This window comes from Micromonospora tarapacensis, from assembly GCF_019697375.1.
Lineage (GTDB): Bacteria > Actinomycetota > Actinomycetes > Mycobacteriales > Micromonosporaceae > Micromonospora > Micromonospora tarapacensis.
In genome coordinates this window covers 2,137,341-2,162,689 of record NZ_JAHCDI010000004.1, presented here as the reverse complement: position 1 = coordinate 2,162,689, position 25,349 = coordinate 2,137,341, and the positions used below count along the sequence as shown (strand labels likewise).

20 protein-coding genes are annotated in these 25,349 nt (G+C 70.2%); 8 read left to right on the top strand and 12 right to left on the bottom strand.

Annotated features, from left to right (window positions below; genetic code table 11):
• Positions 1-37: 37 nt before the first annotated feature.
• Genes KIF24_RS15785 through KIF24_RS15770 form a run of 4 tightly spaced genes read right to left on the bottom strand, consistent with a single transcriptional unit; the run spans position 38 to position 6,028 of the window.
• Positions 38-1,675 (bottom strand): ABC transporter substrate-binding protein, encoded by a 1,638-nt coding sequence (locus tag KIF24_RS15785; RefSeq protein ID WP_221084681.1) that lies wholly within the window; start codon positions 1,673-1,675, stop codon positions 38-40.
• Positions 1,676-1,719: 44 nt separating this feature from the next.
• Positions 1,720-2,655, bottom strand: coding sequence for a carbohydrate ABC transporter permease (locus KIF24_RS32940; protein ID WP_331461149.1), 936 nt, complete (start codon positions 2,653-2,655; stop codon positions 1,720-1,722).
• Positions 2,652-3,632: an ABC transporter permease gene (locus KIF24_RS15775; protein ID WP_230415650.1), complete on the bottom strand. Its 981-nt coding sequence runs from the start codon at positions 3,630-3,632 to the stop codon at positions 2,652-2,654. The genes KIF24_RS32940 and KIF24_RS15775 overlap by 4 nt, the downstream gene beginning before the upstream one ends.
• A complete protein-coding gene (locus tag KIF24_RS15770; RefSeq protein ID WP_230415648.1) occupies positions 3,629-6,028 on the bottom strand; it encodes a beta-xylosidase/alpha-l-arabinosidase in 2,400 nt (799 codons plus the stop codon). Before KIF24_RS15770 ends, KIF24_RS15775 begins: the two co-directional genes overlap by 4 nt.
• Positions 6,029-6,327: 299 nt before the next feature.
• On the opposite strand from KIF24_RS15770, the gene KIF24_RS15765 reads away from it, so the two are divergent.
• The 3 genes from KIF24_RS15765 (at position 6,328) to KIF24_RS15755 (ending at position 10,134) form a co-directional block, all read left to right on the top strand.
• Positions 6,328-7,359 (top strand): LacI family DNA-binding transcriptional regulator, encoded by a 1,032-nt coding sequence (locus KIF24_RS15765; RefSeq protein ID WP_221084679.1) that lies wholly within the window; start codon positions 6,328-6,330, stop codon positions 7,357-7,359.
• 21 nt (positions 7,360-7,380) lie between these two features.
• Complete coding sequence (locus KIF24_RS15760) at positions 7,381-8,424, top strand: acetylxylan esterase (protein WP_221084678.1); 1,044 nt, start codon at positions 7,381-7,383, stop codon at positions 8,422-8,424.
• 258 nt (positions 8,425-8,682) lie between these two features.
• The gene (locus KIF24_RS15755; RefSeq protein ID WP_221084677.1) at positions 8,683-10,134 is read left to right on the top strand and encodes an endo-1,4-beta-xylanase; all 1,452 of its coding nucleotides are present in this window, start codon (positions 8,683-8,685) and stop codon (positions 10,132-10,134) included.
• A 91-nt stretch (positions 10,135-10,225) separates the two neighbouring features.
• Here KIF24_RS15755 and KIF24_RS15750 read toward each other — a convergent pair whose 3' ends face one another.
• Positions 10,226-11,833 carry an RICIN domain-containing protein gene (locus tag KIF24_RS15750; RefSeq protein WP_221084676.1) on the bottom strand — a complete coding sequence of 536 codons (1,608 nt, stop codon included), beginning with the start codon at positions 11,831-11,833 and terminating at the stop codon, positions 10,226-10,228.
• A gap of 174 nt (positions 11,834-12,007) precedes the next feature.
• Positions 12,008-13,348, bottom strand: a complete 1,341-nt coding sequence (locus KIF24_RS15745; protein ID WP_221084675.1) for an extracellular catalytic domain type 1 short-chain-length polyhydroxyalkanoate depolymerase — start codon at positions 13,346-13,348, stop codon at positions 12,008-12,010.
• Between the two features lie 238 nt (positions 13,349-13,586).
• Between KIF24_RS15745 and KIF24_RS15740 the strand changes: the two genes are divergently transcribed.
• Positions 13,587-15,221 (top strand): glycosyltransferase 87 family protein, encoded by a 1,635-nt coding sequence (locus KIF24_RS15740; RefSeq protein ID WP_221084674.1) that lies wholly within the window; start codon positions 13,587-13,589, stop codon positions 15,219-15,221.
• Positions 15,222-15,223: 2 nt separating this feature from the next.
• On the opposite strand, the gene KIF24_RS15735 is transcribed toward KIF24_RS15740, so the two are convergent.
• Positions 15,224-15,394, bottom strand: a complete 171-nt coding sequence (locus KIF24_RS15735; RefSeq protein WP_221084673.1) for a hypothetical protein — start codon at positions 15,392-15,394, stop codon at positions 15,224-15,226.
• 103 nt (positions 15,395-15,497) lie between these two features.
• Positions 15,498-15,668 (bottom strand): hypothetical protein, encoded by a 171-nt coding sequence (locus KIF24_RS15730; protein ID WP_221084672.1) that lies wholly within the window; start codon positions 15,666-15,668, stop codon positions 15,498-15,500.
• Positions 15,669-15,754: 86 nt separating this feature from the next.
• Here KIF24_RS15730 and KIF24_RS15725 point away from each other — a divergent pair, with 86 nt between their 5' ends.
• Entirely contained in the window at positions 15,755-16,333 is a 579-nt protein-coding gene (locus KIF24_RS15725; RefSeq protein ID WP_221084671.1) for an STAS domain-containing protein, read from the top strand.
• A gap of 142 nt (positions 16,334-16,475) precedes the next feature.
• Here KIF24_RS15725 and KIF24_RS15720 read toward each other — a convergent pair whose 3' ends face one another.
• Both KIF24_RS15720 and KIF24_RS15715 read right to left on the bottom strand, forming a co-directional pair.
• Complete coding sequence (locus tag KIF24_RS15720) at positions 16,476-16,775, bottom strand: BON domain-containing protein (RefSeq protein WP_221087384.1); 300 nt, start codon at positions 16,773-16,775, stop codon at positions 16,476-16,478.
• Between the two features lie 521 nt (positions 16,776-17,296).
• On the bottom strand, positions 17,297-17,491 hold the full coding sequence (locus KIF24_RS15715; protein ID WP_221084670.1) for a hypothetical protein: 195 nt from the start codon (positions 17,489-17,491) through the stop codon (positions 17,297-17,299).
• Between the two features lie 47 nt (positions 17,492-17,538).
• Between KIF24_RS15715 and KIF24_RS15710 the strand changes: the two genes are divergently transcribed.
• A complete protein-coding gene (locus KIF24_RS15710) occupies positions 17,539-17,871 on the top strand; it encodes a hypothetical protein (protein ID WP_221084669.1) in 333 nt (110 codons plus the stop codon).
• Positions 17,872-18,074: 203 nt separating this feature from the next.
• Here the strand turns inward: KIF24_RS15710 and pgi are convergent, their stop codons facing one another.
• Complete coding sequence (gene pgi / locus KIF24_RS15705; protein ID WP_221084668.1) at positions 18,075-19,709, bottom strand: glucose-6-phosphate isomerase; 1,635 nt, start codon at positions 19,707-19,709, stop codon at positions 18,075-18,077.
• 204 nt (positions 19,710-19,913) lie between these two features.
• On the opposite strand from pgi, the gene KIF24_RS15700 reads away from it, so the two are divergent.
• Positions 19,914-21,353 carry a glucose-6-phosphate dehydrogenase gene (locus KIF24_RS15700; RefSeq protein WP_221084667.1) on the top strand — a complete coding sequence of 480 codons (1,440 nt, stop codon included), beginning with the start codon at positions 19,914-19,916 and terminating at the stop codon, positions 21,351-21,353.
• Between the two features lie 230 nt (positions 21,354-21,583).
• Here KIF24_RS15700 and KIF24_RS15695 read toward each other — a convergent pair whose 3' ends face one another.
• Positions 21,584-23,023, bottom strand: a complete 1,440-nt coding sequence (locus KIF24_RS15695; RefSeq protein ID WP_221084666.1) for a cellulase family glycosylhydrolase — start codon at positions 23,021-23,023, stop codon at positions 21,584-21,586.
• 479 nt (positions 23,024-23,502) lie between these two features.
• Here KIF24_RS15695 and KIF24_RS15690 point away from each other — a divergent pair, with 479 nt between their 5' ends.
• Positions 23,503-25,329, top strand: a complete 1,827-nt coding sequence (locus KIF24_RS15690) for a family 43 glycosylhydrolase (protein ID WP_221084665.1) — start codon at positions 23,503-23,505, stop codon at positions 25,327-25,329.
• The last annotated feature ends 20 nt before the right edge of the window (positions 25,330-25,349 follow it).

Below are 25,349 nucleotides of genomic sequence, written 5' to 3'. Positions count from 1 at the left end.
TCCGGTCGCGCCGACACGACCGGACCGGACACGTCTGCTAGGTGTTCTCCTGGAAGCGCTTGTGCGCGTTGTTGACCGTCTCCAGGTAGGTGTCCATGTTCTTGCTCTTCAACTCCGCCACGTACGCGTCCCACTGGGCGAAGTCACGCTGCCCGAGAACGAACTGGAGTGTGGCCTGGTAGACGTAGTCCTTCAGCGGGGTCTCCCAGAGCGACACCTGCTCCCGCTCCTCGTCGTTGAGCGGGTACGGCGGCGGCACCGCCTTCGGCGCCCGCGCGTTCATCACCTGCTGGAACTCCTGCTCCTCCGGGGAGAAGAACGCCTGCACCAGCTCGGGCTTGCCGCCGTAGGCGAACACGCCGTTGTAGAAGCCGAAGTCCTTCTGCAGGTGCTTGGGCGCGTCGGGGTTCAGGCCGATGACGTTGACGTCGGGGGCGAGGGTGTGCTTGCCGGCGGCGTCCTTGACGAAGGTGGTGCCCTCGACGCCCCACTTGGCGAACTCCTGGCCAGCGTCCGAATACCACAGCCAGTCGACGAACTGCATCATCGCCACGAAGTTCTCGCTGTCGCGGGCCCTCGACGAGATCATCATGCCGTTCTCCAGGCGGCTGGCGGGGTTGATCTCACCGGCCGGGCCGATCGGCAGCGGGATCTTGGTGATCTTCGCCTTCGGGTTGGTCGCCGCCAGGTCCGGCCGGTATTCGTTCACCACGGCCTGGGCGTTCGCGCTGATCACGAAGGACTTGCCGTTGGCGAGCTTCTGCCGGGCCAGGTCGTCGGTCTGGGTGAAGCTCTCCGGGTCGAGCAGCTTCTCCGAGACCAGCTTGTTGAGGTACTGCAACATCTGCTTGTACTGCTCGGTGGCGCCGGTGTACTCGAACTGCTGCGCCTGGGCGTTCCAGCTGACGTGCTGGAAGTTCCAGCCCGCGCCCTCCAGGCCGTACGACACGGCCAGCAGGTTCAGCAGGTTACCGGCCGGGTTGGGCTGGCTCCACCGGTCGGAGAACGGGTAGACGTCCGGGTAGGCCGCCTTCATCGCCTTGAGCATGGTGTAGACGTCGTCCCAGGTCTTCGGCACCTCCAGGTTCAGCTCCTCGAGGATGTCGGTGCGGACCGCCAGGGAGTAGTCGTGCCACGCCTTCTCGTGCAGGCCCGGCAGCAGGTAGAACTTGCCGTCCTGCTGGCGCAGCGTGTCGATCTCCGGCTTGAGGTTCCACTTCTCGATCTTGTCCTTGAGGTTCGGCATCAGATCGAGGTAGTCGCTGATCGGCAGGATCGCCCCCGAGGAGACGTACGCGTGCACGTCCGGTGGGTAGGTCTTCGGGATGAGCAGCGGGGCGTCACCGGCACCGATGAGCAGGCTGCGCTTCTGGTTGTAGTCGCTCAGTGGCACGGCGACCTTTTCGAGGCTGACGTTCGTCCGGGACGTCAACTCCGTCCAGAACAGCCAGTCCTCCTTGAGCGGATAGTTGGGGTGGTTGTTGTAGAGGACGGAGAAGGAGAGCGGCTCGGTGGCCTTGAACTGCGTACCGGCGGCGTAGTTCTCCATCGCGCCGGCCCGGTTCCCCGACAGGTCCTCCGCGTCGGCCGGGTCGTCGCTACAGGCGGTGATGCTGGTGAGGGCAAACAGCGCGGCGGTGGCTGCCGCCGCATGGCGCCACGATCTGCGGAACATGGCGGATCCTTTCAACTTGGTGGTGGGAGGGGTGGACACGCCGGTCAGCCCTTCACCGCGCCGAGCATGATGCCCCGGACGAAGTACCGCTGGACGAAGGGGTAGACCAGGAGGATCGGCAGGGTGGTGAGCACGATGGTCACGGCCTTGAGCGTCGCCTCGGCCTGTACCTCGTTGGCCTCGGTGATCGCACCGACGTTCTCCGCGCCGGTGGCACCGGCGATGAGGTTGCGCAGGTACACGGTGACCGGCCAGAGTTCCTGCCGGTCCATGTAGAGGAATGCGGCGAACCAGGAGTTCCAGAAGGCGACCGCATAGAAGAGCACCATCGTGGCGACGATGGCCTTCGACAGCGGCAGCACGATCCGCAGCAGGATGCCGTACGTGTTGAGCCCGTCGACGGCGGCGGCCTCCTCCAACTCCGTCGGCAGGCTCTCGAAGAACGCCTTCATCACCAGCAGGTTGAACACGCTGATGGCGTTGGGCAGCGCGATCGCCCAGACGCTGTTCTTCAGGCCCAGGCTGGTGACCAGGACGTAGTTGGGGATCAGGCCACCGGTGAAGAACATGGTGAAGACCGCGATGCCGACCAGCGCGCCGCGTCCCTTGAGCTGCTTCTTGGACAGCACGTAGGCGTAGCAGGTGGTCATCACGATCGAGATGACCGTCGCGGTGACCGTGTAGAACACCGTGTTGCGGTAGTTCGTCCAGAACAGCGAATCGGACATCAACAGCTTGTAGGTGTCCAGGGTGAAACCGCGCGGCACGAGGTTCACCTGACCGGCGATGATGTACGCCTCGTCGCTCATCGAACGGGCCACGATGTTGACGAACGGGTAGAGCGTCACCATCACCACCACGGTGAGGATGATCCCGTTGGCCACCTGGAACGCCCGGTAGCCCCGGGTCTGCTGGATGCCGCGCCGCCGGCGGGGGCGGGGCGCGGTCTCGGTGGGCCGCTGGGCGGCGTCGACGGTCACCACAGGCTCGTCCCCACCGTGCGGCGGGCGATCAGGTTCGCCGAGACGACGAGGATCAACCCGATCACCGCCTCGAACAGCCCGATCGCGGCGGCATAGCTGAAGTTGCTGGACGCGAAACCCATCCGGAACAGGTACGTGGAGAGCACGTCGGCGGTCGGATAGGTCAGCGGGTTGTACAGCAGCAGGATCTTCTCGAAGCCGACCGCCATGAAGGTGCCGATGTTGAGGATCAACAGGGTCACCATGGTCGGCCGGATGCCCGGCAGCGTGACGTGCCAGGTCTGCCGCCACCGGTTGGCGCCGTCGATCCGGGCCGCCTCGTAGAGGTCGTCGTCGACGGTGGTGAGCGCGGCCAGATAGAGGATCGTCCCCCAGCCCACCGTCTGCCAGACCTCGGAGGAGACGTAGATGGTGCGGAACCATTCCGGTCGTTGCAGGAACGGGATCGCGTCGCCGCCGCCCGCCTTGACGAGCTGGTTGACCGTGCCGTCCATGGACAGCAGCTGCATGACGATGGCCGCCACGATCACGATGGACAGGAAGTGCGGCAGGTAGGACACCGACTGCACGAAGCGCTTGAGCCGGCGGGCGCGCACCTCGTTGAGCAGCAGCGCCAGCACGATCGGCAGCGGGAAGCAGAACAGCAGGGTCAGCGTGCCCAGCACCAGCGTGTTGGTGAAGACGTTCCAGAACGTCGGGTCGTTGAGGAACATCTTGAAGTACCGCAGGCCCACCCAGTACTCGCCGAAGATGTTGCCGCCGGGCTGGAACCGGCGGAAGGCGATCACGTTGCCGAGCATCGGCAGGTACCGGAAGATCAGGAAGAACAGCAGGGGCAGGATCGCCAGGGAGTACAGCTGCCAGTCCCGCCGCAGCGCGCGGCGCCAGGTCTGGCTCCTGGCCCGCGGGGGTGTACTCGGCGGGGTCGCGTCGGTGACCGGCTCCGGTGAGGTGACCGTGGTGGAGGCGCTCATGGCCGGCTCCGCGGTGTGTCGGCGGTGGCGGGCTCGACGCGGACCCGCGAGACCAGCTGCCGGTGGTGGCCGACCTCGCGTTCGCCGCCCACCAACCGCAGTGCCAGGCTCGTCACCGTCTCGCCGCTGGACCGGGCCAGGCGCAGCTGCACGTCACCGGGCTCGACCACCCGCTGGCCGCGCACGCCGGTGAACGAGGCGACATCGGCCGGGACCACGAAGGTGACCCGAGCCGACTCGCCCGGTTCCACCGGCACCCGGGCGTAGCCGACCAGCCGGACCACCGGTCTGGTGGTCTGCGCCACCGGATCGTGCAGGTAGAGCTGGACCACGTCGGTGCCGGCCCGCGAGCCGGTGTTGCGGACCGTGACGTCGACCGTCACCTCCCCGTCGACCGGCCAGGCCGTCGGTTCTCCGGTGGCGCCGCCCGGCCCGCCACCGGCCTGGGCGTCGTGCCACTCGAAGGTGGTGTAGCTCAGCCCGTGGCCGAACGGGAACGCGGGCGTCGGATCCACCGACGACACCTGCGTGCGGCGGCCCAGGGCGGGGGTGAGGTAGGTGCCGGGCAGGCCACCGCTGTGCTGGGGCACGCTGACGGGCAGCCGACCGGAGGGGTCGACCGCGCCGGTGAGCACCTCGGCCAGCGCCTGGCCGCCGAGCTGACCGGGGAAGAATGCCTGCACGATCGCACCCGCGGCGTCCACCGCCGCGCCGAGCGCGTACGGCCGGCCGGAGAGCACCACCAGCACCACCGGGGTTCCGGTGGACAGCACCGCGCGTACCAGTTCGGCCTGCACCCCGGGCAGTTGCAGGTCGGCCGCGTCGCAGCCCTCGCCGGAGGTACCCCGGCCGAACATCCCGGCCCGGTCGCCGACCGCGAGGACGCAGACGTCGGCGTCGGTGGCCGCCTCGACCGCCGCGGCGATACCGGAGGTGTCGTCTCCGGTGATGCCGGTGCCCGGCACGTGCCGCAGCTGCGGGTGCAGCCGCTGGAGCGCCTCGCGCAGCGACGGGATCTCCACCCCGGTGCCGTGCTCCGGGTACTGCACGCCGACGTGCAGCGGGAAGGAGTAGCACCCGAGCATCGCCATCGGGTCGTCCGCCACCGGGCCGATCAGCGCGACACGTCGCCCGGCGGTGAGCGGGAGCAGCCCGTCGCGGTTGCGCAGCAGCACGACGGACTGGCGGGCCAGCCGCAGGGCGACGGCCCGGCTGGCCTCGTCGTCCAGGCGCAGCTCGTCGACCTCGGCGGGCAGTGCCCGCCATCCCTCGTCGAGCAGCCCCAGCTCGATCTTCTGGATCAGCACCCGACGCAGGGCCCGGTCGACCAGCGCCTCGTCGACCGTGCCGGCGCGCACCGCGGCGACCAGCGGCTCACCGTAGGCGTCCACAGTGGGTAGCTCGACGTCGATGCCGGCGCGCAGGGCGAGCCGGGCCGCCGCCGCGGCGTCGGCGGCCACGCCGTGTAGGGACTGCAGGAAACGGACGGCGAAGTAGTCGGCGACCAGCACACCGTCGAAGCCCCACTGCTCGCGCAGGACCCGGGTCAGCAGCTCCTCGTCGGCCGCGACCGGCACGCCGTCGATCTCGGCATAGGAGTGCATCACCGACCGCGCGCCGCCCAGCCGCAGGGCCATCTCGAACGGCGGCAGGATCACGTCGGCCAACTCCCGGCGCCCCATCGGCACCGGCGCCAGGTTCCGCCCGCCCCGCGAGGCCGAGTAGCCGGCGAAGTGCTTCAGCGTCGCCACCACGCCGGCCCGCTCCAGCCCGCGCACGTACGCCGCACCGGTCGTTCCGACCAGGTAGGGATCCTCGCCGATCGTCTCCTCGGTGCGCCCCCAGCGGTAGTCGCGGGTCACGTCCAGCACGGGGGCGAGTCCCTGGTGGATGCCGGCGGCCCGCATCGACCGGCCGATCAGCCCGGCCATCTCCGCCACCAGCTCGGGGTCGAAGGCCGCACCCCAGCTCAACGGCGCCGGGTAGACCGTCGCCCGCCAGGCGGCGAAGCCGGTGAGGCACTCCTCGTGGACCTGGGCCGGGATCCCGAACCGGCTCGCCGCCACGATCTCTGCCTGGGAGGCGGCCAGCGAGCGTGCGCCGACGACCGGCTCGACGGGTGCGGTCCCGAACGGCCGGGTCAGCTGCCCCAGGCCGTGGCGGATCGCGTCCGGCCAGGGCGGGATGTGCTCGACCATGTCGGTCTGGTGGGGAGCGACGCCCTCACCGGAGGCGTCGGCACCGACCCAGAGGCCGACCAGCTGGGCGACCTTCTCCTCCAGCGACATCAGCGGGATGAGCGCCTCGGCCCGCTCGTCCGGGCGCAGCCCCGGGTCGCGCCAACGATCGGTGCCGGGGGACGCCAATCGATCGTCGACGGGCAGCTGACTAGTCATGCGCACCCCTCCGGCCACGCCCGGGAGGTCGCTCCCGGCAGGCCACACCGAACGCCGTGGGACCACGGCGATCCTCGAAATTTTCGGAAACCACTTCGTCACCGTGTCGGGAACCTATGGGCGTCGATAAGGCGTGTCAAGGGTGCGGCAGAGACTCCCGCATGCTGCGTCAGCGGCGCAGGCAAGCGATTGCCTGTCACCCCGTGGCGACCCCCACGCCATCGACTCGTGTCATCACCGACCGGTAATCGTCGTGCTAAGGTGCTCCGAAATTTTCGGACCCCGTTGTAGAGGACCGGATGGCAGAGAACGGCTCGTCGACAACGCTCGGCGCCACCACCATCGCGACCATCGCGCAGGAGGTCGGTGTCTCCACGGCGACGGTCTCCAAGGTCCTCAACGGGCGGTCGGACGTCGCTGCGGGGACCAGGGCGCGGGTCGAGGCCAGCCTGGAGCGGCACCGCTACCGCCGCCGCGCCCGGCGGGCCTCCGCCGAGGGCCAGATCGACCTGGTGTTCCACGAGTTCGGCTCCGACTGGGCCCTGGAGATCATCCGCGGCGTCGAGGCGGTCACCACCCTCAAGGAGGTGAACGTGCTGCTGTCGCAGCTCAGCGGCGCACGCCGACCGCCGCAGTCCTGGATCGACTCGGTGATCGCCCGGCGTCCGCTCGGCGTGCTGCTGGTCATGTGCAACCTGACCGACCAGCAGCGTCAGCATCTGCAACGCCAGTCGATCCCCGTCGTCGTGGTCGACACCGACAGCGCCAGCGCGGCCTCGGTGCCCACCGTCGGCTCGAACAACTGGAACGGCGGGCTGCTCGCCACCCGCCACCTGCTGGAACTCGGGCACCGCCGGATCGCGATCATCTCCGGTCCGCAGGACGTGTTGTGCGCCCGGGCCCGGACGGCGGGCTTCCGCTGTGCCCACGAGGAACTCGGCATTCCGGCCGACCCGGGTCTGATCCGGCACGGAAACTTCCACCTCGACGCCGGCTACACCCACGGCGTCGAGCTGCTCTCCCGGCCGGACCGCCCGACGGCGATCTTCGCCGGCTCGGACCTGCAGGCGATGGGAGTGCTGCGCGCGGCCCGGCAGGTCGGCCTCGACGTTCCCGGTGACGTGTCGGTGGTCGGCTACGACAACCTCCCGGTCTCCGCCTGGATCGGCCCGGCCCTGACCACGGTCAACCAGCCGCTGCGCGACATGGCCGGCACGGCCACCCAGATGCTGCTCGACCTCGCGCGCGGAAACGCCCTGCCCACCAGCCGGATCGACCTGGTCGCCGAGCTGGTGATCCGGGAGAGCACCGCACCACCCCCGCACCCCTGACCGAGCCCGCTGTGAGGAGCCATGCCCCAGTTCGATCTGCCCCTCGACCAGCTGCGGCAGTACGCGCCCGCAGTGGCCGAGCCAGCCGACTTCGACGTGTTCTGGCGGTCCACCCTGCGCGCGGCGGCGGCGCCGCCGGTGCTGGTCGACGTCCGCCCCGAACCCACCGACCTGCGCCTGGTCGACAGCTGGGACGTCACCTTCGCCGGCTTTGCCGGTGACCCGGTCCGGGCCTGGTACACCCGACCGACCGGGACGGACGGACCGTTGCCGGTCGTCGTGGAGTACGTCGGCTACGGCCGTGGCCGGGGACTGCCGCACGAGCGGCTGACCTGGCCGGTGGCGGGCTACGCGCACCTGCTCATGGACGCTCGGGGGCAGTCCGGCCAGTACGGCGTGGGCGACACGGCCGATCCGCACGGCAGCGCGGCGGGCGGGCCGTCACCGGTGACCCGGGGCATCCTGAGCCCGGAGGGCTACTACTACCGCCGCCTCATCACCGACGCGGTGCGCGCGGTCCAGGCCGCCCGCGCCCTGCCGGGAGTCGACCCGCAGCGGGTGGTCGCCGCCGGCAACAGCCAGGGTGGTGGGCTGGCTCTCGCGGTCGCCGGGCTCGTGCCGGACCTCGCTGCCGTGATCGCCACTGCACCGTTCCTCTGTCACCTCCAGCGGGCCATCGAGATCACCGACGTGGGGGCGTACGGCGAGATCGTCAACTATCTCGCCGTCAACCGCGACGCGGAGCCGGCCGTGCGGCGCACCCTCTCCTACTTCGACGGGGTCAGTTTCGCCCGGCGGGCCACCGCTCCGGCGCACTTCGGGATCGGGCTGCGCGACGCCGTGTGCCCGCCGAGCACGGGCTTCGCCGCCTACAACCAGTACGGCGCGGCGAGTGGACGCCCGGCGCCCGAGCGGACGATCCAGGTGTACCCGTTCAACGGCCACGAGCACGGGGAGGCGACCCAGGTGCGCCGGCAACTGTGTTGGCTGGCCGGTGTGCTGGGAGCGCCGGACGGGGCGCCGGACGGACCGGCGACGCCGAAACTTTCGGCGCTGCCGTCCTGACCGGCGGGCCCGTGCTGCCTTTGGGTAGGCGGTCGCGGGGGAGTCGCCGCCAGCCGCTGAAAGAGTTTCGGAGCGTTGAGCTTTCGGGCGTGTTTCGATACTGTTTTCGATACAACAGCCTCGATCTACTCATGGTGGCCGGCGGAACGCACCGGCCGACGCGGCTCTCGGGCGACCGCGTCGGCGACGGAGAGCCACCATGCTGGGCAGTGGTCGAGGCCGGTTTCTTCATCACGGCTTCGTCGAAAGGCTCATGCCATGAACAACCCATTCGCCCGCGGTAGCGGGCGCCCGGCTACCCGACGGCGACCGCGCGCCGCGCTGGTCTCGGCCACGGTCGGCCTCGCTCTCGTCGCCACCACCATGGTGGTGGCCTCCAGCGCCAGCGCGGCGACCACCCTGGGGGCGTCGGCAGCCGAGAGCGGCCGGTACTTCGGGGCCGCCGTCGCCGCGAACAAGCTCTCCGACTCCACCTACGTCGGCATCCTGAACCGCGAGTTCAACAGCGTCACGGCCGAGAACGAGATGAAGATCGACGCGCTCGAGCCGCAGCAGAACCAGTTCAACTACAGCAACGCGGACCGGATCGTCAACCACGCCCTCAGTCGGGGGTGGAAGGTGCGCGGCCACACGCTGGCCTGGCACTCGCAGCAGCCCGGCTGGATGCAGAACATGTCCGGCACCGCGCTGCGTAACGCGATGCTGAACCACGTCACCCAGGTGGCGACCTACTACCGCGGCAAGATCGACTCGTGGGACGTGGTGAACGAGGCGTTCGACGACGGCAACAATGGTGCCCGGCGCGACTCGAACCTGCAGCGCACCGGCAACGACTGGATCGAGGCCGCGTTCCGGGCCGCACGGGCCGCCGACCCGGGCGCCAAGCTCTGCTACAACGACTACAACACCGACAACTGGACCTGGGCCAAGACCCAGGCCGTCTACCGGATGGTGCAGGACTTCAAGCAGCGCGGCGTGCCGATCGACTGCGTCGGGTTCCAGTCGCACTTCAACGCGCAGTCGGCGTACAACAGCAACTACCGCACCACGCTCTCCAGCTTCGCCGCCCTCGGGGTGGACGTGCAGATCACCGAGCTGGACATCGAGGGCTCCGGCACCGCGCAGGCCAACACCTACCGCAACGTGGTCAACGACTGCCTGGCGGTGCCCCGCTGCAACGGCATCACCGTGTGGGGCATCCGGGACAGCGACTCGTGGCGCTCCTACGGCACCCCGCTGCTCTTCGACAACAACGGCAACAAGAAGGCCGCGTACAACTCGACGCTGGAGGCCCTGAACGCGGGTGGCACGACTCCGCCGCCCACGACTCCGCCGCCGACCACGCCGCCGCCCACCACGCCCCCGCCGACCACTCCGCCGCCCACCACGCCGCCGCCGACCACTCCGCCGCCGGGCGGCGCCGGCTGCACCGCATCGCTGTCGCTGAACCAGTGGCCCGGCGGCTTCGTCACCACGGTTCGGGTCACCGCCGGTTCCAGCAGTTTGAACGGCTGGTCGGTGAACGTCTCGATACCGGGTGGCGCCACGGTGTTCAACACGTGGAACGCCCAGGCCAGCGGCTCCAGCGGCACCGTGAACTTCCGCAACGTCAGCTACAACGGCACGGTCAACGCCGGCGCTACCACCGAGTTCGGCTTCCAGGGCACCGGCACCGGGCCATCCGGCACCGCCACCTGCTCCGGCAGCTGATCCACCGGTAACACCCCGGTGCCCGGCGCGGAACCTCCGCGCCGGGCACCGGCATGTGCGCCTCGTGCGCTCCCGATGGGTTCCGGGCCGGTCAGCAGCGGCTGATGGTCGAGTTGTTCAGGACGATGTTGCTGATGGTCAGGTTGGCCGCGCAGGGGCTTTCCCGGATCCGGCTGTTGACCAGCGTGAAGTTGCGCAGCGTGATGTCCCGGTTGCCGGGGAACTCGGTACGCGCCGCCAGCCGCACCTCCCCGCCGCCGCTGATCGTGCCGCCGCCCGCGGCGATGTCCACCCCGTAGCAGTTTTCCAGGAGGATCGCGTTGTTGCCGGTGTTGGCGATGTCGACCCGGTTGATCGCCACACCGCCGGATTCCGAGACGCAGAAGATGCCCCGGCCGCCGCCGCGCGCCCGGACGGTGTCCACCCGGATGTTGGTCGGGTATCCGGAGCCGATCCGCCCGGCGCGGTTGGCGGTCCGGAACGCCGCGTAGCCGGTGCCGGTGCCGGCGTTCTCCGCGTCGACGGTGGTCACCGTCGCGTTGATGGTCTCGTTGAGCAGCAGGCCGGACCCGCCGACGTTGCGGGCCGTCACGGTGCCGACGGTCAGCCCGTCCACGCCGTACGTCTCCACGCCGTGGGTGCTGGTGCCGGAGACGTGGACGTTGTCGATCCGGACGTTGCGGCTCCACTGGCTGGTGTCGCCCCGGTTGTCGATGCGTACGCCGAGGCCGGCGGAGAGCCGCAGATCGATCTGCCCGAGGATCACGTTTGTGACGTTGCGCATGAAGATGCCGTAGAGCGGCGCCCCGGTGACGGTGAGGTGCTGCACCTCGACCTGCGTGGTGCCGCGGGAGTAGATCGGGGCCTGGTCACCCGAGCCGGAGCCGGTGACGTTGATCGTGCCGCAGACGTCGATCGCCGTGTAACTGGGCAGCGAGATGCGGGAGCCGGCGCTGATCGAGCCGGAGCCGCGCACCACGACCCGCTGCTTGCTGGTCCGGCCGGCACTGAGGCTGTTCACCGCCGCCTGCACGGCCGCCCGCATGTCGCCGCCGGTGTAGACCGTGCTGCCACCGTTGCGGGCGGTCCAGGTGCCGCCGCCGAGCACGGCTTCGGCCTGGAACGCACCGCTGCCGCAGCCGCTGCCGCCGCCGGTTCCGAGGGCGACCAACTGCCACTGCTGGTTGGCCCCGCCGAGATCCTGGTACTGCGAGATCATGCCGCCGTCGGCGGTGGACCAGGCCCACACGTCCAGGACCTTGTTGGAGTGCCGGTTGACGAACCGGACGTGGCCGCCGTCGGAGTCGGCCAGCCTGAAGTGCTGGCGGTTGTTGCCGCTGGCGGCGGTGTTCTGGACGAGTTGGACGCCGTCGTTGGCGTTGGGCACTTCGAGCACCTTGCCGCTGTGCACCGAGCGGATCTGGTAATAGCCGCTGCCGGCGTCGACGAAGCGCCACTGCTGCACCGCGGCGTCGTTGCGGGTGTACTGGTTGATCGGGGCGTTGTCGGCGGTGGACCAGTTCCACACGTCCATCGCCTTGCCGCTGTGCCGGTTGACGAACACGTAGGTGGCGTTGGGGTCGACCGTCGCGGCCTGCGCGCTCGGCGAGGCCACCGCCATGCCGGCGCCGAGCAGCGCGAGTGTGGCGGTGCTGACCAGCCAGCGGCGGGGCTGTCGTTTCGTTGTCCTGAGCAGCATCCGAGGTTCCTCCGGGTGCGGGTTGGTGGTGGAGCGCGTGCCGGAGTGGCGACGGGATAGGGCAAGCGCTTTCCTGCTCTGGTCAAGCTATCGAGATTTCTCGATAAAGCCAACGGGTGTAGCTGCCGGTGCCCGCCGGCCGGAAGGCCACGCGGGCACCGGTGCCGGGTGGGATCAGGCGACCGCGCAGGGGCTGCCGTTGAGGGTGAACGAGGCCGGACGACCGGTGTCGCCGGTGTGGGTGGCCTGGAAGCCGAGGCTGACCGACCCGTTGGGGCCGAGGGTGCCGTTGTAGGAGACGTTACGGGCGGTCACCGCGCCGGCGGTCGGGGAGTAGCTGGCGTTCCAGCCGTTGGTGATGGTCTGCCCACCGGGCAGCGTGAAGGCCAGGCTCCAGCCGTTGACGGCCGTGGTGCCGCTGTTGGTGATGGTCACCTGGGCGGTCAGTCCGGTGTTCCAGGCGTTGACCACGTACCCGACCCGGCAGCCGGTGCCCGGCGGCGTCGTCGGCGGTGGCGTGGTGGGCGTGGGAGTCGGGGTCGGTGTGGGGGTGGGGGTCGGTGTGGGGGTGGGGGTTGGCGTGGGGGTGGGGGTCGTGCCGTCGAAACCGAAGAACCGGATCGCCTGGGCGGCGTTGACCGGCAGGTTGTGCGACACGCCCTGCATGCTGATCGCCTCGACCGGCGCGTTGCCGCCCGAACCGCCGTACCGGGTGCGGGTGTGGCCGGGCTGCGGGCTGTCGGTGAAGGTCGGGGTCTGGCTCAGCCCGTGCAGGTTCGTCCACTGCTTGATCTGCTCACCGAAGTTCGGATAGCGCAGGACCTCGTCGTTCGTGCCGTGCCAGACCTGCATCCGGGGCCCCGCGCCGGTGTACCCGGGGTACGCGTTGCGCACCAGGTCACCCCACTGCTGCGGGGTCCGGGTGAGCTGCCCGTTGGCGCACTCGCTGTTCCACTCGGAGCCGCCGGTGGTGGCGCAGCAGCCGAACGGCACACCCGCGAAAGCGGCTCCGGCGCGGAAGACATCCGGATAGAGCCCGAGCAGGACGTTGGTCATCATCGCTCCGGACGAGACGCCGGTGACGGCGATCTTGGCCGGGTCGACGGAGTACCGCGCCCGGACGTGGTCCACCATCGACATGATGCCGACCGGGTCGCTGCCGCCGCCGCGGCGCAGCGCCTGCTGCGAGTACACGTCGAAGCACTGGCTGCTGCGGGTCACCGACGGGTAGATCACGATGTAGCCGTACTGGTCGGCCAGGGACGCGAACTGGGTGCCGGAGTACATCGCCGGGCCGGTGCCGGTGCAGTAGTGGACCGCCACCAGGAGTCCCGGCCGGGGTGCGACCCGGTCCGGCACGTACAGGTACATGCGCAGGTTGCTCGGGTTGGTGCCGAAGTTGGTCACCTCGGTCAGCGTCGCCGCCGACGCCGGTGTCGGGACCGCCAGCGCGGCCAGCGCCGTCAGGGCGATGGTCGCCAGCGCGGCGCACCACAGTCTGATCGCCTTTTTCATTGCACAGATCCTCCGGACGCAAGTGGGCAGAGCGTCGTTCCAATCGAGGGCTTGCCCGGTGCCCTACCTCGTCCGGCTCAGGAACATTGATGATTGTCGTGGTGTTCGAGAGTGCCTGACAGGGCGCGTGGGCGGAGCCGCGCCGAGCGGCGGCGGGTCCGCGGCGAGCGGTGTCGGGTCCGCGGCGAGCGGCCCGCCGGGCACCCGGGCCGTACGGCGACCCTCCTATCCTTTGTCCATGCGGGATCACCGGGTCGTGCTGTTGTGGGTGGGATTCGTGCTGGCCGTGGTGGTCTCCATCGCCCTCGTGCTCAGACGCGCGGACCGGCTGTCCGACCTGCACATCTACTACGGCGCGCTGACCGACTTGCGCGCCGGGCGCCCGTTGTACGGGTACGTGGCGGCGAACGGGGGTCCGTTCACCTACCCGCCGTTCGCGGCCCTCGTCCTGTGGCCGATCACCATGGTGCCGCTCGGCGTGGCCGAAGGGCTGTGGTTGGCGGCGACCTGCGTGGCCGTGGTCGCCATCGCGGTGCCGGTCGGCCGTACGCTGGCGGCGGGGCGCGCCGCTCGGCTGCCGTCCGGGTCGCGTCCCGGCCCGGCGAGATCCAGCGGACCCGCCCTGGTCGCCGCGGTGCTCATGGTCTCCGCGCCGGTGCAGAGCAACCTGCGATTCGGCCAGGTGAGCATCTTCATCGTGCTCATGGCCCTGCTCGACGGCATCGGGCGGCCGTCGCGGGTACGCGGGGTGCTGGTCGGGGTGGCGGCGGCGATCAAGCTCACCCCGCTGCTGTTCGTCGGCTACTTCCTGGTCTGCGGCCGGTACCGCGACGCGGCCCGCGCGACGGGAGCCTTTTTCGCCTGCGGGGCGCTGGCGCTGGTGGTCCTGCCCGCGGAGAGCCTGACCTACTGGGCCGGCACGGTGGCGCAGACCTCCCGGATCGGCAACCTGGCCTCGCTGGGCAACCAGTCCGTGCACGGGATGCTGCTGCGCCTCGGCGTCGACGAGCGGTCCCTACCACTGGTCTGGGCCGCCCTGGTGGCCGTCGTCTGCGCGCTGGCGTTGCTGCGGGCGCGACGGCTGGCCGGGCAGGGTCGATCCGGGCACGCCGCGGTGCTCGTCGGCTGCGCCACCGTGGCCGCTTCCCCGGTGTCCTGGACGCACCACCAGGTGTGGACGGTGCTGGCGGCGATGCTGCTGATCGGTACGGCCGGCACGACCCGACGGGTGGCCGGCGTCGCGCTGATGGCGAGCATGGTGCTCTCGCTGGGTGTGTTGCTCGGTCCCATCTCGACCCGGCCCGGCGTGCAGTTCCTGTTCGAGAACGCCCGGACCCTCGGCGTGTGCGCGCTCTGCGTCGCCGGGTTCGGTGCCGCCGCGGTCGTTGCCGGCCGGGCGGACCGTCCGGCGACCGCCGGCCGCGGCTGGCTGCGGGCGGGCGTCGCGTCCCTCGGCGTGCTGGCGTTCTTCGCCGTGCAGCCGTTGCCCGCCGGCGCGGATCCGACCTTCAAGGCCTACCGGCTGGAGGACGTGGTCAACCCGCGTTACTTCTTCGCCTGCCGGGGGCCGGTGGAGTGCGCCCGCTTCGGCACCGGCGCCCCGGTCACCTTCGCCACCCGCAGTGAGAAGACCAAGGTACGCGTCAACGGGGTGGTCGCCGATCACGTGGCCCGCCTCGACTACCACTCCGCACCCGGCGGCCCACCCCGGAACATCCCGCTGCTGGCTGCCTACCCGGGCGTGCGGACCTTCTCGTTCCGATCGGCGACGATGGTCCATGGGCGGCTGGTTGCCTACTCCGCCGACGGGCGCCCGCTCGCCTCCTACGACGACGAGTTGGCCGCCGCCCTGGGTGCCCGGTCGCCCGGGTGAGGCTACTGGTCGCCGTCGACCACATCGGTCTCACCGTCGTGGGTGTACGTCACCGGCAGGTGCTCGTCGGGCTGCGGCGCCTGGGCCGGGTTGTGATGCGGGTCGCCGTCGGGTGAGAACAGCACCGGATCGGTCTTCGCGCTCTTCTCGCGCTCTTCCTCCGGCTCGGTCACGACCCGCTCCTCACCTCGTGGGCATTGCTCCTCGACGCTACGCGTGGTGCTCGGCGGGGCACCCCGACCGGGTGTCACGACCACCCGATAGAGGTGCCGGTGGTCACGGCCGGAGCAGCACCGGCCCGGCGTCGATGCGGGTCCGGAACAGGGCGTACGGCCCGGAACCGGCGCACCACTTCCAGCGTGCCGACCGGTTCGTCGGTGGGCAGTCCAGGCAGCGAAGCCGGCCGTCGTCCATCCGACCCGCAGCAGCAGGAAGCCTGTTCGTCACCCAACCGTCATGTGTCCGCGCGGTGCCCGCCACCTGGCGCCGGCAGGGTGGGGGCCGATCCCTCCGACCTGGGAAAGGAGCACGCCATGGCCGTCGTCCTGGACGATCATCTGGTCACCCTGACCTGCGACAACTGCGGTGACACCGTCGCCGAGCCGCGGGTGCCCTCCGACGGCGAGGTGGTGTGGCCGCTGGTGTCCGAGCACGGCTGGAGCGGCTCCCCGCTGGCCGACGGCCCGCACCGTTGCGCGCACTGCACCCGCCTGGACCCGGTGTCCGGCGGCGTGCCCGGTGGCATCCTCGGCATCGAGCACCTCGGTGACGTGACCGTGGTGACCGTCGCCGGCGACATCGACCTCGACACCGGCGACACGCTGCGGATGGCGTTGCGGCACGCGGCAGACATGGGCGGGCATGTCCTGGTGGACCTCGCGCGGACGGACCTGGTCGACTCCACCGCCCTGGGGCTGCTCGCCCGCGCGCATCGCGGCGCCGTCGAGCGTGGCGCGCTGCTCTGCGTGGTGGCGACCTCGCCGCTGATCCGTCAGGTCCTGCGGGTCACCCGCCTCGACGAGGTGTTCCCCGTCGAGGACAGCCACGCCGCCGCGCTCGCGCGACTCGAAGGTCGCCCCGCCGTCGCGGCCACGGAGAGCGCCCGCAACTGACCCGGTGCTGCGCCGGCACACCGCTGTCCGCTCTGCCCGCACCGCAGACCCGCGCGGCGATCCGAGCCTGCGCCGGCCGGCCGGGAAGTCGCGTCCGGCCCGTCCGCAACGCCGGTGCCAGGCGCTGCGGACGGGCCGGAGTTCAGCGGCGACCGCGCCGGGGCCCGGCGAGCCGCAGTGCGTTGCAGACGTCCGCCACGCCCGCGACGTCCCAGGCCAACTCGGCGGCTGCGCGGCGGGTCTCGGCGCTGCCGACCAGGCCGGTGAGGATCACGACCCGGTTCTGCACCATCACCGTGATCTGTTGCCGGCGGGTCGTCCAGTCGGCGCTGAGCCGCTGGGCGACCAGGGCGGCGAGGCGGACATCCTCGTCGTGGTTCTGTGGCTCGTCCCAGACCGCGCGGAAGGAGTGGTCGTCAGGCATCGGCCAGGGCCACGGCATCACCACAGCGGTCTCCTTCGTCGTCGTCGACGCCGGTGATCCGACGCGCCGTCCCGATCGACCATTACCTTGCGCAACGACCTTGGAGTCGACCGCACGGTTGGATGACAGTTGCATGACAGATCGCCTGCCGGCCCCACCCACTCCCGCTGATCATGCAGTTGTGGCACCTGACAGAGGGGGTGGAGCAGGGCAAAACGGCGACCACAACTGCATGATCGACGCACCGATCAGATCGCCTTGATCGCGGAGGTCGTGGATGTACTCGAACCCTTCGAGCGGGGCCGGCACCATGACACCGAAGATCACTTCAGTGCTCCTGTTGGGCACGGCGATGGCAACAACTGCCGTTCCGCTGACATCCGGCGCCGGCAGACCAGGTAGCCAAGGAATTGCTCCGGCGCACCGATTCCCTGTCTCGGCAATCAAGGCCGTCGCCGATCCAATACATGGCCGCAAGTGGTTGTCAGGACCGCTTGGGCGCTGGTCTGCGCAATCCGAGTCGGGGCACGGAGGCGTGGTCAGTCGGGCGCACCGAGCACGGTGGCGACGCTGTCCACGAACCACCGCTCGAACTGCTCGACCGGCCACGCGCGCTCGTGCACCAGCCAGTCGTAGTTGCGGACATCCTGCGCGAGCCACAGCACATCGGCGGCCCGTTCCTGACTCACCCGAACCTCGCCGGTGGCCGTCAGATCGGCGGCGAACATCGCCATGCCGCGGCGGCGGTCCTCAAGGTTCCCACCTGGGACCGTTGCCGCCGTTGCCGGTCGGCGATGAGCCAGGCCCCTTCGCATTCGCCGATCCGGCCCGGGCGGCCCGCCTGCTCACCGCCGCCGGTTTCACCGACATCGGCATCCACCCGTACGACGTCACGCTCGACGCCCCGGACGACCCGGCGGTGGTCACCGAATGGCCCATCGAGATGGGCCCTGCCGGCGCGGCCTATCGGGACGCCGAACCCACCACCCAGGAGCAGGCCCGGGCCGGGTTGGGCCGCCTGCTCGAACGGTTCCGCACGGCCGGCACCGGTTATCGGCTGGCGACCGGACTTTGGTTGATCACCGCTCGCTCAGGCAGGACCAGCGCACAATGACCTCTCACCGGCGACTCCACCAAAGCCGGGCACGCGCTGCTCGACAGCGACCGCATCGCCCCCGCCGAGGTCCGCAGCCGCCCGGTCGCCCGTACCCTCCTCGCCGAGATCATCCAGTGCGGGCCGGCAGCGGCCGACGTGGCGCGACTGGCGGCCATCGTCGGCCTGACCCGGCAGTCCTGACCCACTTCTTGATCAACATCTCAGTCCCGCCGTCGCTGGGCGCGGTAGCGGCCGATCAGGGTGGCGGTGGAGGAGTCGAGGTCGTCGAGCTGCGCCCGGTCGCCGGTGAGCAGCGGGGCGAGCTGGTTGGCCATCACCTTGCCCAGCTCGACGCCCCACTGGTCGAACGGGTTGATGTCCCAGATCACGCCCTCGGTGAGGACGATGTGCTCGTAGAGGGCGACCAACTGCCCGAGGGTCGCCGGAGTGAGGCGGTCGGCCACGATCGACGTGGTCGGGTGGTTGCCGGCCATCACCCGGTGCGGCACGAGTTCCGCCGGGGTGCCCTCGGCCGCGACCTGCTCGGCGGTACGGCCGAAGGCAAGCGCCGCCGTCTGCGCGAAGAAGTTCGACATGAACAGGTCGTGCATCTCGCCGATGTCGTGGTTGGGTTCGCTGAACCCGATGAAGTCCGCCGGCACCAGCCGGGTGCCCTGGTGCAGCAGCTGGTAGAACGCGTGCTGGCCGTTGGTGCCGGGCTCGCCCCAGAAGATCTCCCCGGTGTCGTACGACACCGGCCGGCCGTCGGTGCGTACCGACTTGCCGTTGCTCTCCATGGTCAGCTGCTGGAGGTAGGCCGGGAACCGGTGCAGGTACTGCGAGTACGGCAGCACCGCGTGGGTCTGCGCGCCGAGGAAGTTGACGTACCAGACGTTGAGCAGCCCGAGCAGCACCGGCGCGTTGCGGGCCGGCGGCGCGGTGCGGAAGTGCTCGTCCACGGCGTGGTAGCCGCCGAGCAACTCGTCGAACCGCGCCGGTCCGATGGACAGCAGCACCGACAGGCCGACCGCCGAGGGTAGGGAGTACCGGCCGCCGACCCAGTCCCAGAAGCCGAACATGTTCGCCGGGTCGATGCCGAAGTCGCGCACCCGCTGAGCGTTTGTGCTGACCGCGACGAAGTGTCGGGCCACCGCGTCGGCGTCCGCGCCGAGCCCGGACAGCAGCCAGCGGCGGGCCTGATGGGCGTTGGCCAGGGTCTCCTGGGTGGAGAAGGTCTTCGACACCACGACGAACAGGGTGCTGGCCGGGTCCAGGTCGGCGGTGGTGTCGTGGATGTCGGTCGGGTCGATGTTCGACACGAAGCGGCAGCTGATCCCGCCGTCGCGGTACGCCTTCAGCGCCTCGTACGCCATCACCGGCCCGAGGTCGGAGCCGCCGATGCCGATGTTGACCACGGTGCGGATCCGTTCGCCGGTGTGCCCGCGCCACTGCCCCGAGCGCACCTTCTCGGCGAACCCGGCCATCCGCTCCCGCACGGCGTGCACGTCGGCGGCCACGTCCTGCCCGTCGACGGTGAGGGTGGCCCCGCGGGGCAGCCGCAGCGCGGTGTGCAGCACGGCCCGGTCCTCGGTGCCGTTGATGTGGGCGCCGGAGAACATGTCGGCGATCCGCTCGGCGAGCCCGACCCGTTCGGCCAGGGCGGTCAGCAACCGCAGCGTCTCGTCGGTGACCAGGTTCTTGCTGTAGTCGACGTAGAGGTCGGCCACCTCGACGGTCAACCGTTCGCCCCGGTCGCGGTCGGTGGCGAAGAGGTCCCGCAGGCGGGTCCCGCGGATCTCGTCGGCGTGCTTGCGCAGGGCCTGCCACTCGTCGGTGGTGGTGACGTCCGCAGCCATCGGATCGATCGTCTCCTCGCAGGGTCGGCACGCCGCCGGCGTCGTCCGGCCGGCGGTGAGACCAGCCTGCCACACGAAGATCGCCGCGCCAGCCCGACGCCCACGACTGTCACCATCCGCGCGGGCACCGGAGCGGTGCGCGCACGGCGGTCGTTTCGAGGGGTCCGCTGCCGGCCCGTCGCCGGGACAGGGCAAGGTGGTGGCATGACGACGTCAAGCCCGAGTGCCCGCGCGACCGACTCCGGAAATCCCGCCGCCGCCACGGGGGTACGGCAGACGTTGCTGGTGCTCGGTGCCAGTGGCGACCTGACCGGACGGCTGCTGCTGCCCGGGCTGGGCCGGCTGGTGGCCAGCGGGGCCGTCCCCGGGCTGCGGCTGCTCGGCAGCGGCATGGACGACTGGGACGACGAGCGGTGGCGCCGCCGGGTGGCCGACTCCTTCGCCACGGTCGGCGCGGACGGCCCCGCGGAGTCCGAGCTGGTACGTGAGACGCGGTACGTGTCCGCCGACGTGACGCGCGAGGAGGACCTGCGGCGGCTGCTGCGGGAGTGCGCCGGGCCGTTGGTGATCTTCTTCGCCCTGCCGCCGCTGGTGACCGCCCGGTCGGCCGCCGCGCTGGCCCGCATCGGAGTGCCGCCCGGCACTCGGCTGATGCTGGAGAAGCCGTTCGGCGTCGACCGGATCTCGGCCCGTTCACTCAACGAGCTGCTGGACACGATCGTGCCGGAGGACCAGGTTCACCGCATCGACCACTTCCTCGGCAAGTCGACGGTGCTGAACCTGCTCGGCCTGCGGTTCGCCAACCGGATCTTCGAGCCGCTGCTCAACTCCGCACACGTGGCCTGCGTGGACATCGTCTTCGACGAGACTCTCGGCCTGGAGGGGCGGGCCGGCTACTACGACGGTGCCGGCGCGTTGGTGGACATGGTGCAGAGTCACCTGCTCCAGGTGCTGGCACTGCTCGCGATGGACCCGCCGCCGACCCTGCAGGCCCTGGAACTGCGGGGGCGTGCGGCGCAGGTGCTGCGGGCCACCGGCCTGTGGCACGACGATCCGGTCGTCGCCAGCCGCCGGGCCCGCTACGGCGCGGGCGAGGTCGGCGGGCGCCGGTTGCCGAGTTACGTCGACGAGTCGGGCGTAGACCCGGCCCGGGGAACGGAGACGCTGGCCGAGATCGCGGTCACCGTGGACAACTGGCGCTGGGCGGGAGTGCCGTTCCGGCTGCGTTCCGGCAAGGCGATGGCGCAGGCCCGCAAGGAGGCGATCATCACCTTCAAGCAGCCGGCCCGGGTGCCCGATGGCCTGACCGGCTACGAGCGTCCCGACCGGCTCCGGATCGGCTTCGGTCCGGACCGGCTCTGCCTGGACCTCAACATCAACGGTCCCGGTAACCCGTTCGAGCTGGAACAGGTCAACCTGGCGGCGAGCTTCGGTCCCGGTGACCTGCCGGCGTACGGTGAGGTGCTGCGCGGAGCCCTCGAGGGTGATCCGACCCTGTCGGTACGCAGCGACGTCGCCGAGGAGTGCTGGCGCATCGTCGATCCGGTGCTGACCGCCTGGAAGGGCGGCACGGTGCCGTTGCAGGAGTATCCGGCGGGTTCCACCGGCCCCGCCGACTCGCTGATCGGCCCGATGCCCGGTTGAGTGGCTGCGCGGTGTGTCGCTGCCGGCGTCGCCTGTCGAGCTGACCGCGCAGACGGATCACCGCTGCTGGCGCTCCGGCCGGTGATAGCGCGAACGGTTCAGCCCGACAGCGCGTGCCGAGGTGACCGTGACCTCCTGTCGCGGTGCTGATCTCTCGCGGCGACCCGCGGTGCGCGCACCGCGGCCCCGGCGGTGTCCCGCCGAGGCCGCAGGGTGGTGGTGCGCTCGGATCAGCTGGTCGGGAAGTTGTCCGGCGTGCGGATGCGCTCACGCATGAAGGCACCGGAGGTGGTCAGCACGGACGTGCCGGTGTAGTTGCTGCCGTTGCAGGTGCCGGGCCGCAACGCCGCGCTGCCCTCGGCCTTGTCGGAGAACGTCCAGTTCGCGTAGCCGATCTTCAGCCGGTCCAGCAGATCCAGCCACTGGCCGCTGCTGGTCAGGTCGGCGGCACCGTCACCGGTGTAGTCCACGGTGCCGAACTCGGTGACGAACAGTGGCAGCCGGGCGGCGGCCCGCTCCACCTCGGCGCGGTAGTTGTCCTTGTGCGACGCCGCGTAGAAGTGGAACGCGTACATGATGTTGCTGGCGTTCACCGGATCGTTCGCGATCTCGGTGTGGTTGGCGCCCTCGGAGACCCCCAGCGAGGACCAGGCCCGGGTACCCACGACGATCACCGCGTCCGGGTCGTTGGCCCGGATGACGGGGATGACCTGCTCGGCGTAGTTCTTGATGGTCGACCAGCTGACCCCGTTGGGCTCGTTGGTGATTTCGTAGATCACGTTGTTCTTCGCGGCGTGCCGGGCGGAGACGGCGGCGAAGAACGTCCTGGCTCGTTGGAGGTTGTGCATCGGGTCGCCCGGCGTGAGGGTGTGGAAGTCGATCATCGCGTACATCCCCCGCTCGGTGGCCTCCTCGACCAGGGTGTTGACCCGGTTGGTGAAGCCGGTCGGGTCGGTCTCGTAGCCCTCCTCCTGGACGTACATCGCGATCCGGAACAGGTCGGAGCGCCAGTCGGTGGCGAGGGCGTCGAGGGACGCGTCGTTGTAGCACTGGCCGAACCACTGGATGCCGTGGGTGCTCATGCCGCGCAGCTGGATCGGCCGGCCGTACTGGTTGCAGAGGTTGACCCCGCAGACCCGCAGCTGGCCGTTGACGGCAACCGGGGTCTGCCCGGTGGGCGGCGGGGTCGTCGGCGGGGGTGTGGTGGGCGGGGGTGTGGTGGGCGGTGGAGTGGTCGGCGAGGTCGATCCGGTGCAGACCGTACCGTTGAGGCTGAACGAGGTCGGCGACGGGTTGGCGCCGGTGAAGCTGCCGTTGAAGCCGATGTTGGTGCTGGCGCCGGTGGCCAGTGAGCCGTTCCAACTCATGTTCCGCGCGGTGACGGACGCACCGCTCTGGCTCCACGTGGCCGACCAGCCCTGGGTGAGTCGTTGGCCGCTGTCGGGGAAGGTGAACCCGAGCGTCCAGCCGTTGAGCGCGTCGCCGACGTTGGTGATGGTGACACTCGCGGTGAACCCGCCGGACCAGCTGTTCGTCGTGTAGGTCACCGAGCAGCCGGTCGCGGCCATCGCGTTCGTGGTGGGCAGGGCGGTCAGCACGCCGAGGGTCAACGCACCGACGGCGCCGGCTGCGATCAGCAGGCGCCGCAGGCGGCGCGGAGGATGCTTCATGGTGGACCGTCGCAATCTGCGTCGTGGTGGGTGGTGGTACGGCACTCCGGTGACATCGGACGGGACGACCGGGAGCGCTCCCACGGCAGCTTACGACGTATCGAAACGATCCTGCAATATTCGAGTGCATCGAAGTCTCGCGAACGGGCACGGCCGCGCCGCATCCCGAGGTCCGCGATGATCGGGTACGGGATGGCCGACCGAGTCGTCCTTGTCTATGTGATCGCTCACATGTTAGCTTTTCCTCGGTGCCGGCGGGTGTTCGTCCCACCCCCGGGCTGCCGGCCCCGCGAGACACACACCAGCACTGGTGAGACCGCCGATCAGGTGATGTTGGCGCTAACATCGCCTGCCCTCGCGCCGCCGGGCATCGGGCCTCCGCACGCCGCCGAAGTCGGTACGCCGAGCCGTTCTCCTGCTGCCGTCCGCCGGCCGCGTCCCGCGAGCGCACCACCACCCAGGAGTCCACAGTGAAATTCATGTCCTCGCTGCTGAGCAGCGTCAGATCCAGGCGCCCGGTCGCCTGGTTGATGGTTCCGCTGATGCTGGCGACGTTCTTCGCCGCCCCGGCGAAGGCGGACAACCCCATCGTCCAACACGTCTACACGGCCGACCCGGCCCCGCTGGTGCACAACGGCCGGGTCTACATGTACACCGGCCGGGACGAGGACGGGTCGACGTACTTCACCATGAACGAGTGGCGGGTCTTCTCGTCGGCGGACATGGTGAACTGGACCGATCACGGCGTACCGATGAACCTCGGCACGTTCAGCTGGGCCGACGCGAACGCCTGGGCCGGCCATGTCGTCGAACGCAACGGCCAGTTCTACTGGTACGTGCCGGTGCGGCAGCGATCGAACGGGCAGATGGTGATCGGCGTCGGGGTGTCCAACTCCCCGACCGGGCCGTTCCGGGACGCCCTCGGTCGGCCCCTGCTGGGCAACGGTGAGATCGATCCGCACGCCTTCATCGACGACAACGGCCAAGCCTATCTGTACTGGGGTAACCCGAATCTGTGGTACGTACGGTTGAACGCCGACATGATCTCCTACTCCGGCGGGCTGACGCAGATCCCGCTGACCACGGCCGGGTTCGGCACCCGCACCGGGAACTCCAGCCGGCCGACCCTCTACGAGGAGGGGCCGTGGGTCTACAAGCGCGACGGCGTCTACTACAACGTCTTCGCCGCGGAGTGCTGCTCGGAGTTCATCGGCTACTCCACGGCACCCGGCCCGACCGGGCCGTGGACCTATCGCGGAACGGTCATGCCCCGGCAGGGAGGCAGCTTCACCAACCACCCCGGCGTCATCGACTTCGCCGGAAACTCGTACTTCTTCTACCACAACGGAGCGCTGCCCGGCGGCGGTGGCTACACCCGGTCGGTAGCGGTGGAACGGTTCTCCTACAACGCCGACGGATCGATCCCGACGATGAACATGACGACCGCCGGCCCACCCCAGGTCGGCACCCTCAACCCGTACGCCACCCAGGAGGCCGAGACCATCGACCGGGCCAGCGGCATCGAGACCGAACCGTCCAGCGAGGGCGGGATGAACGTCGGCTGGATCGAGAACGGCGACTGGATCCGGGTCAAGGGGGCCGCGTTCGGCACCGGCGCCTCGTCCTTCACCGCCCGGGTCGCCTCGGGCACCAGCGGCGGCACCATCGAGCTCCGCCTGGACAGCACCTCCGGTCCGCTGGTCGGCACCTGCGTCGTGGCCGGCACCGGCGGCTGGCAGAACTGGACCGACACGAACTGCAACGTCAGCGGCGCCACCGGCACCCGCGATCTCCACCTGCGCTTCACCGGCGGCAGCGGCTACCTGTTCAACGTCAACAATTGGCGGTTCACCGGCGGCGCCGGTGGGAACCTGGTGACCAACGGCACCATGGAGAGCGGCACGACCGGGTGGTCGGTGTTCGGCAGTGGCACGCTGACCGCCGACACCAACGTCGTACGCAGCGGCTCACGCTCGCTGCTGCACACCGGGCGGACGGGGTCGTGGAACGGGCCCAGCCAGGACGTGACCTCGGTGCTGACCAGCGGCCGGACGTACACCACGACGCTCTGGGTGCGGTCGCAGAACGGCACCCCCTCGGTGCGGCCGACCCTGGCGGTCACCGCCGACGGCACCACCAGCTACCTCCAACTGGCACCGTCGGTGACGGCGAACGCGAACGGCTGGACCCAGCTCACCGGCACGGCGACGGTGTCGTGGAGTGGCACGTTGTCCAACGCCCGCCTCTACGTCGAGACGGCGGCCGGCACCGACAGCTTCTACCTCGACGACGTGTCCTTCCAGTGACGGGTTGACACCCGGCGGCG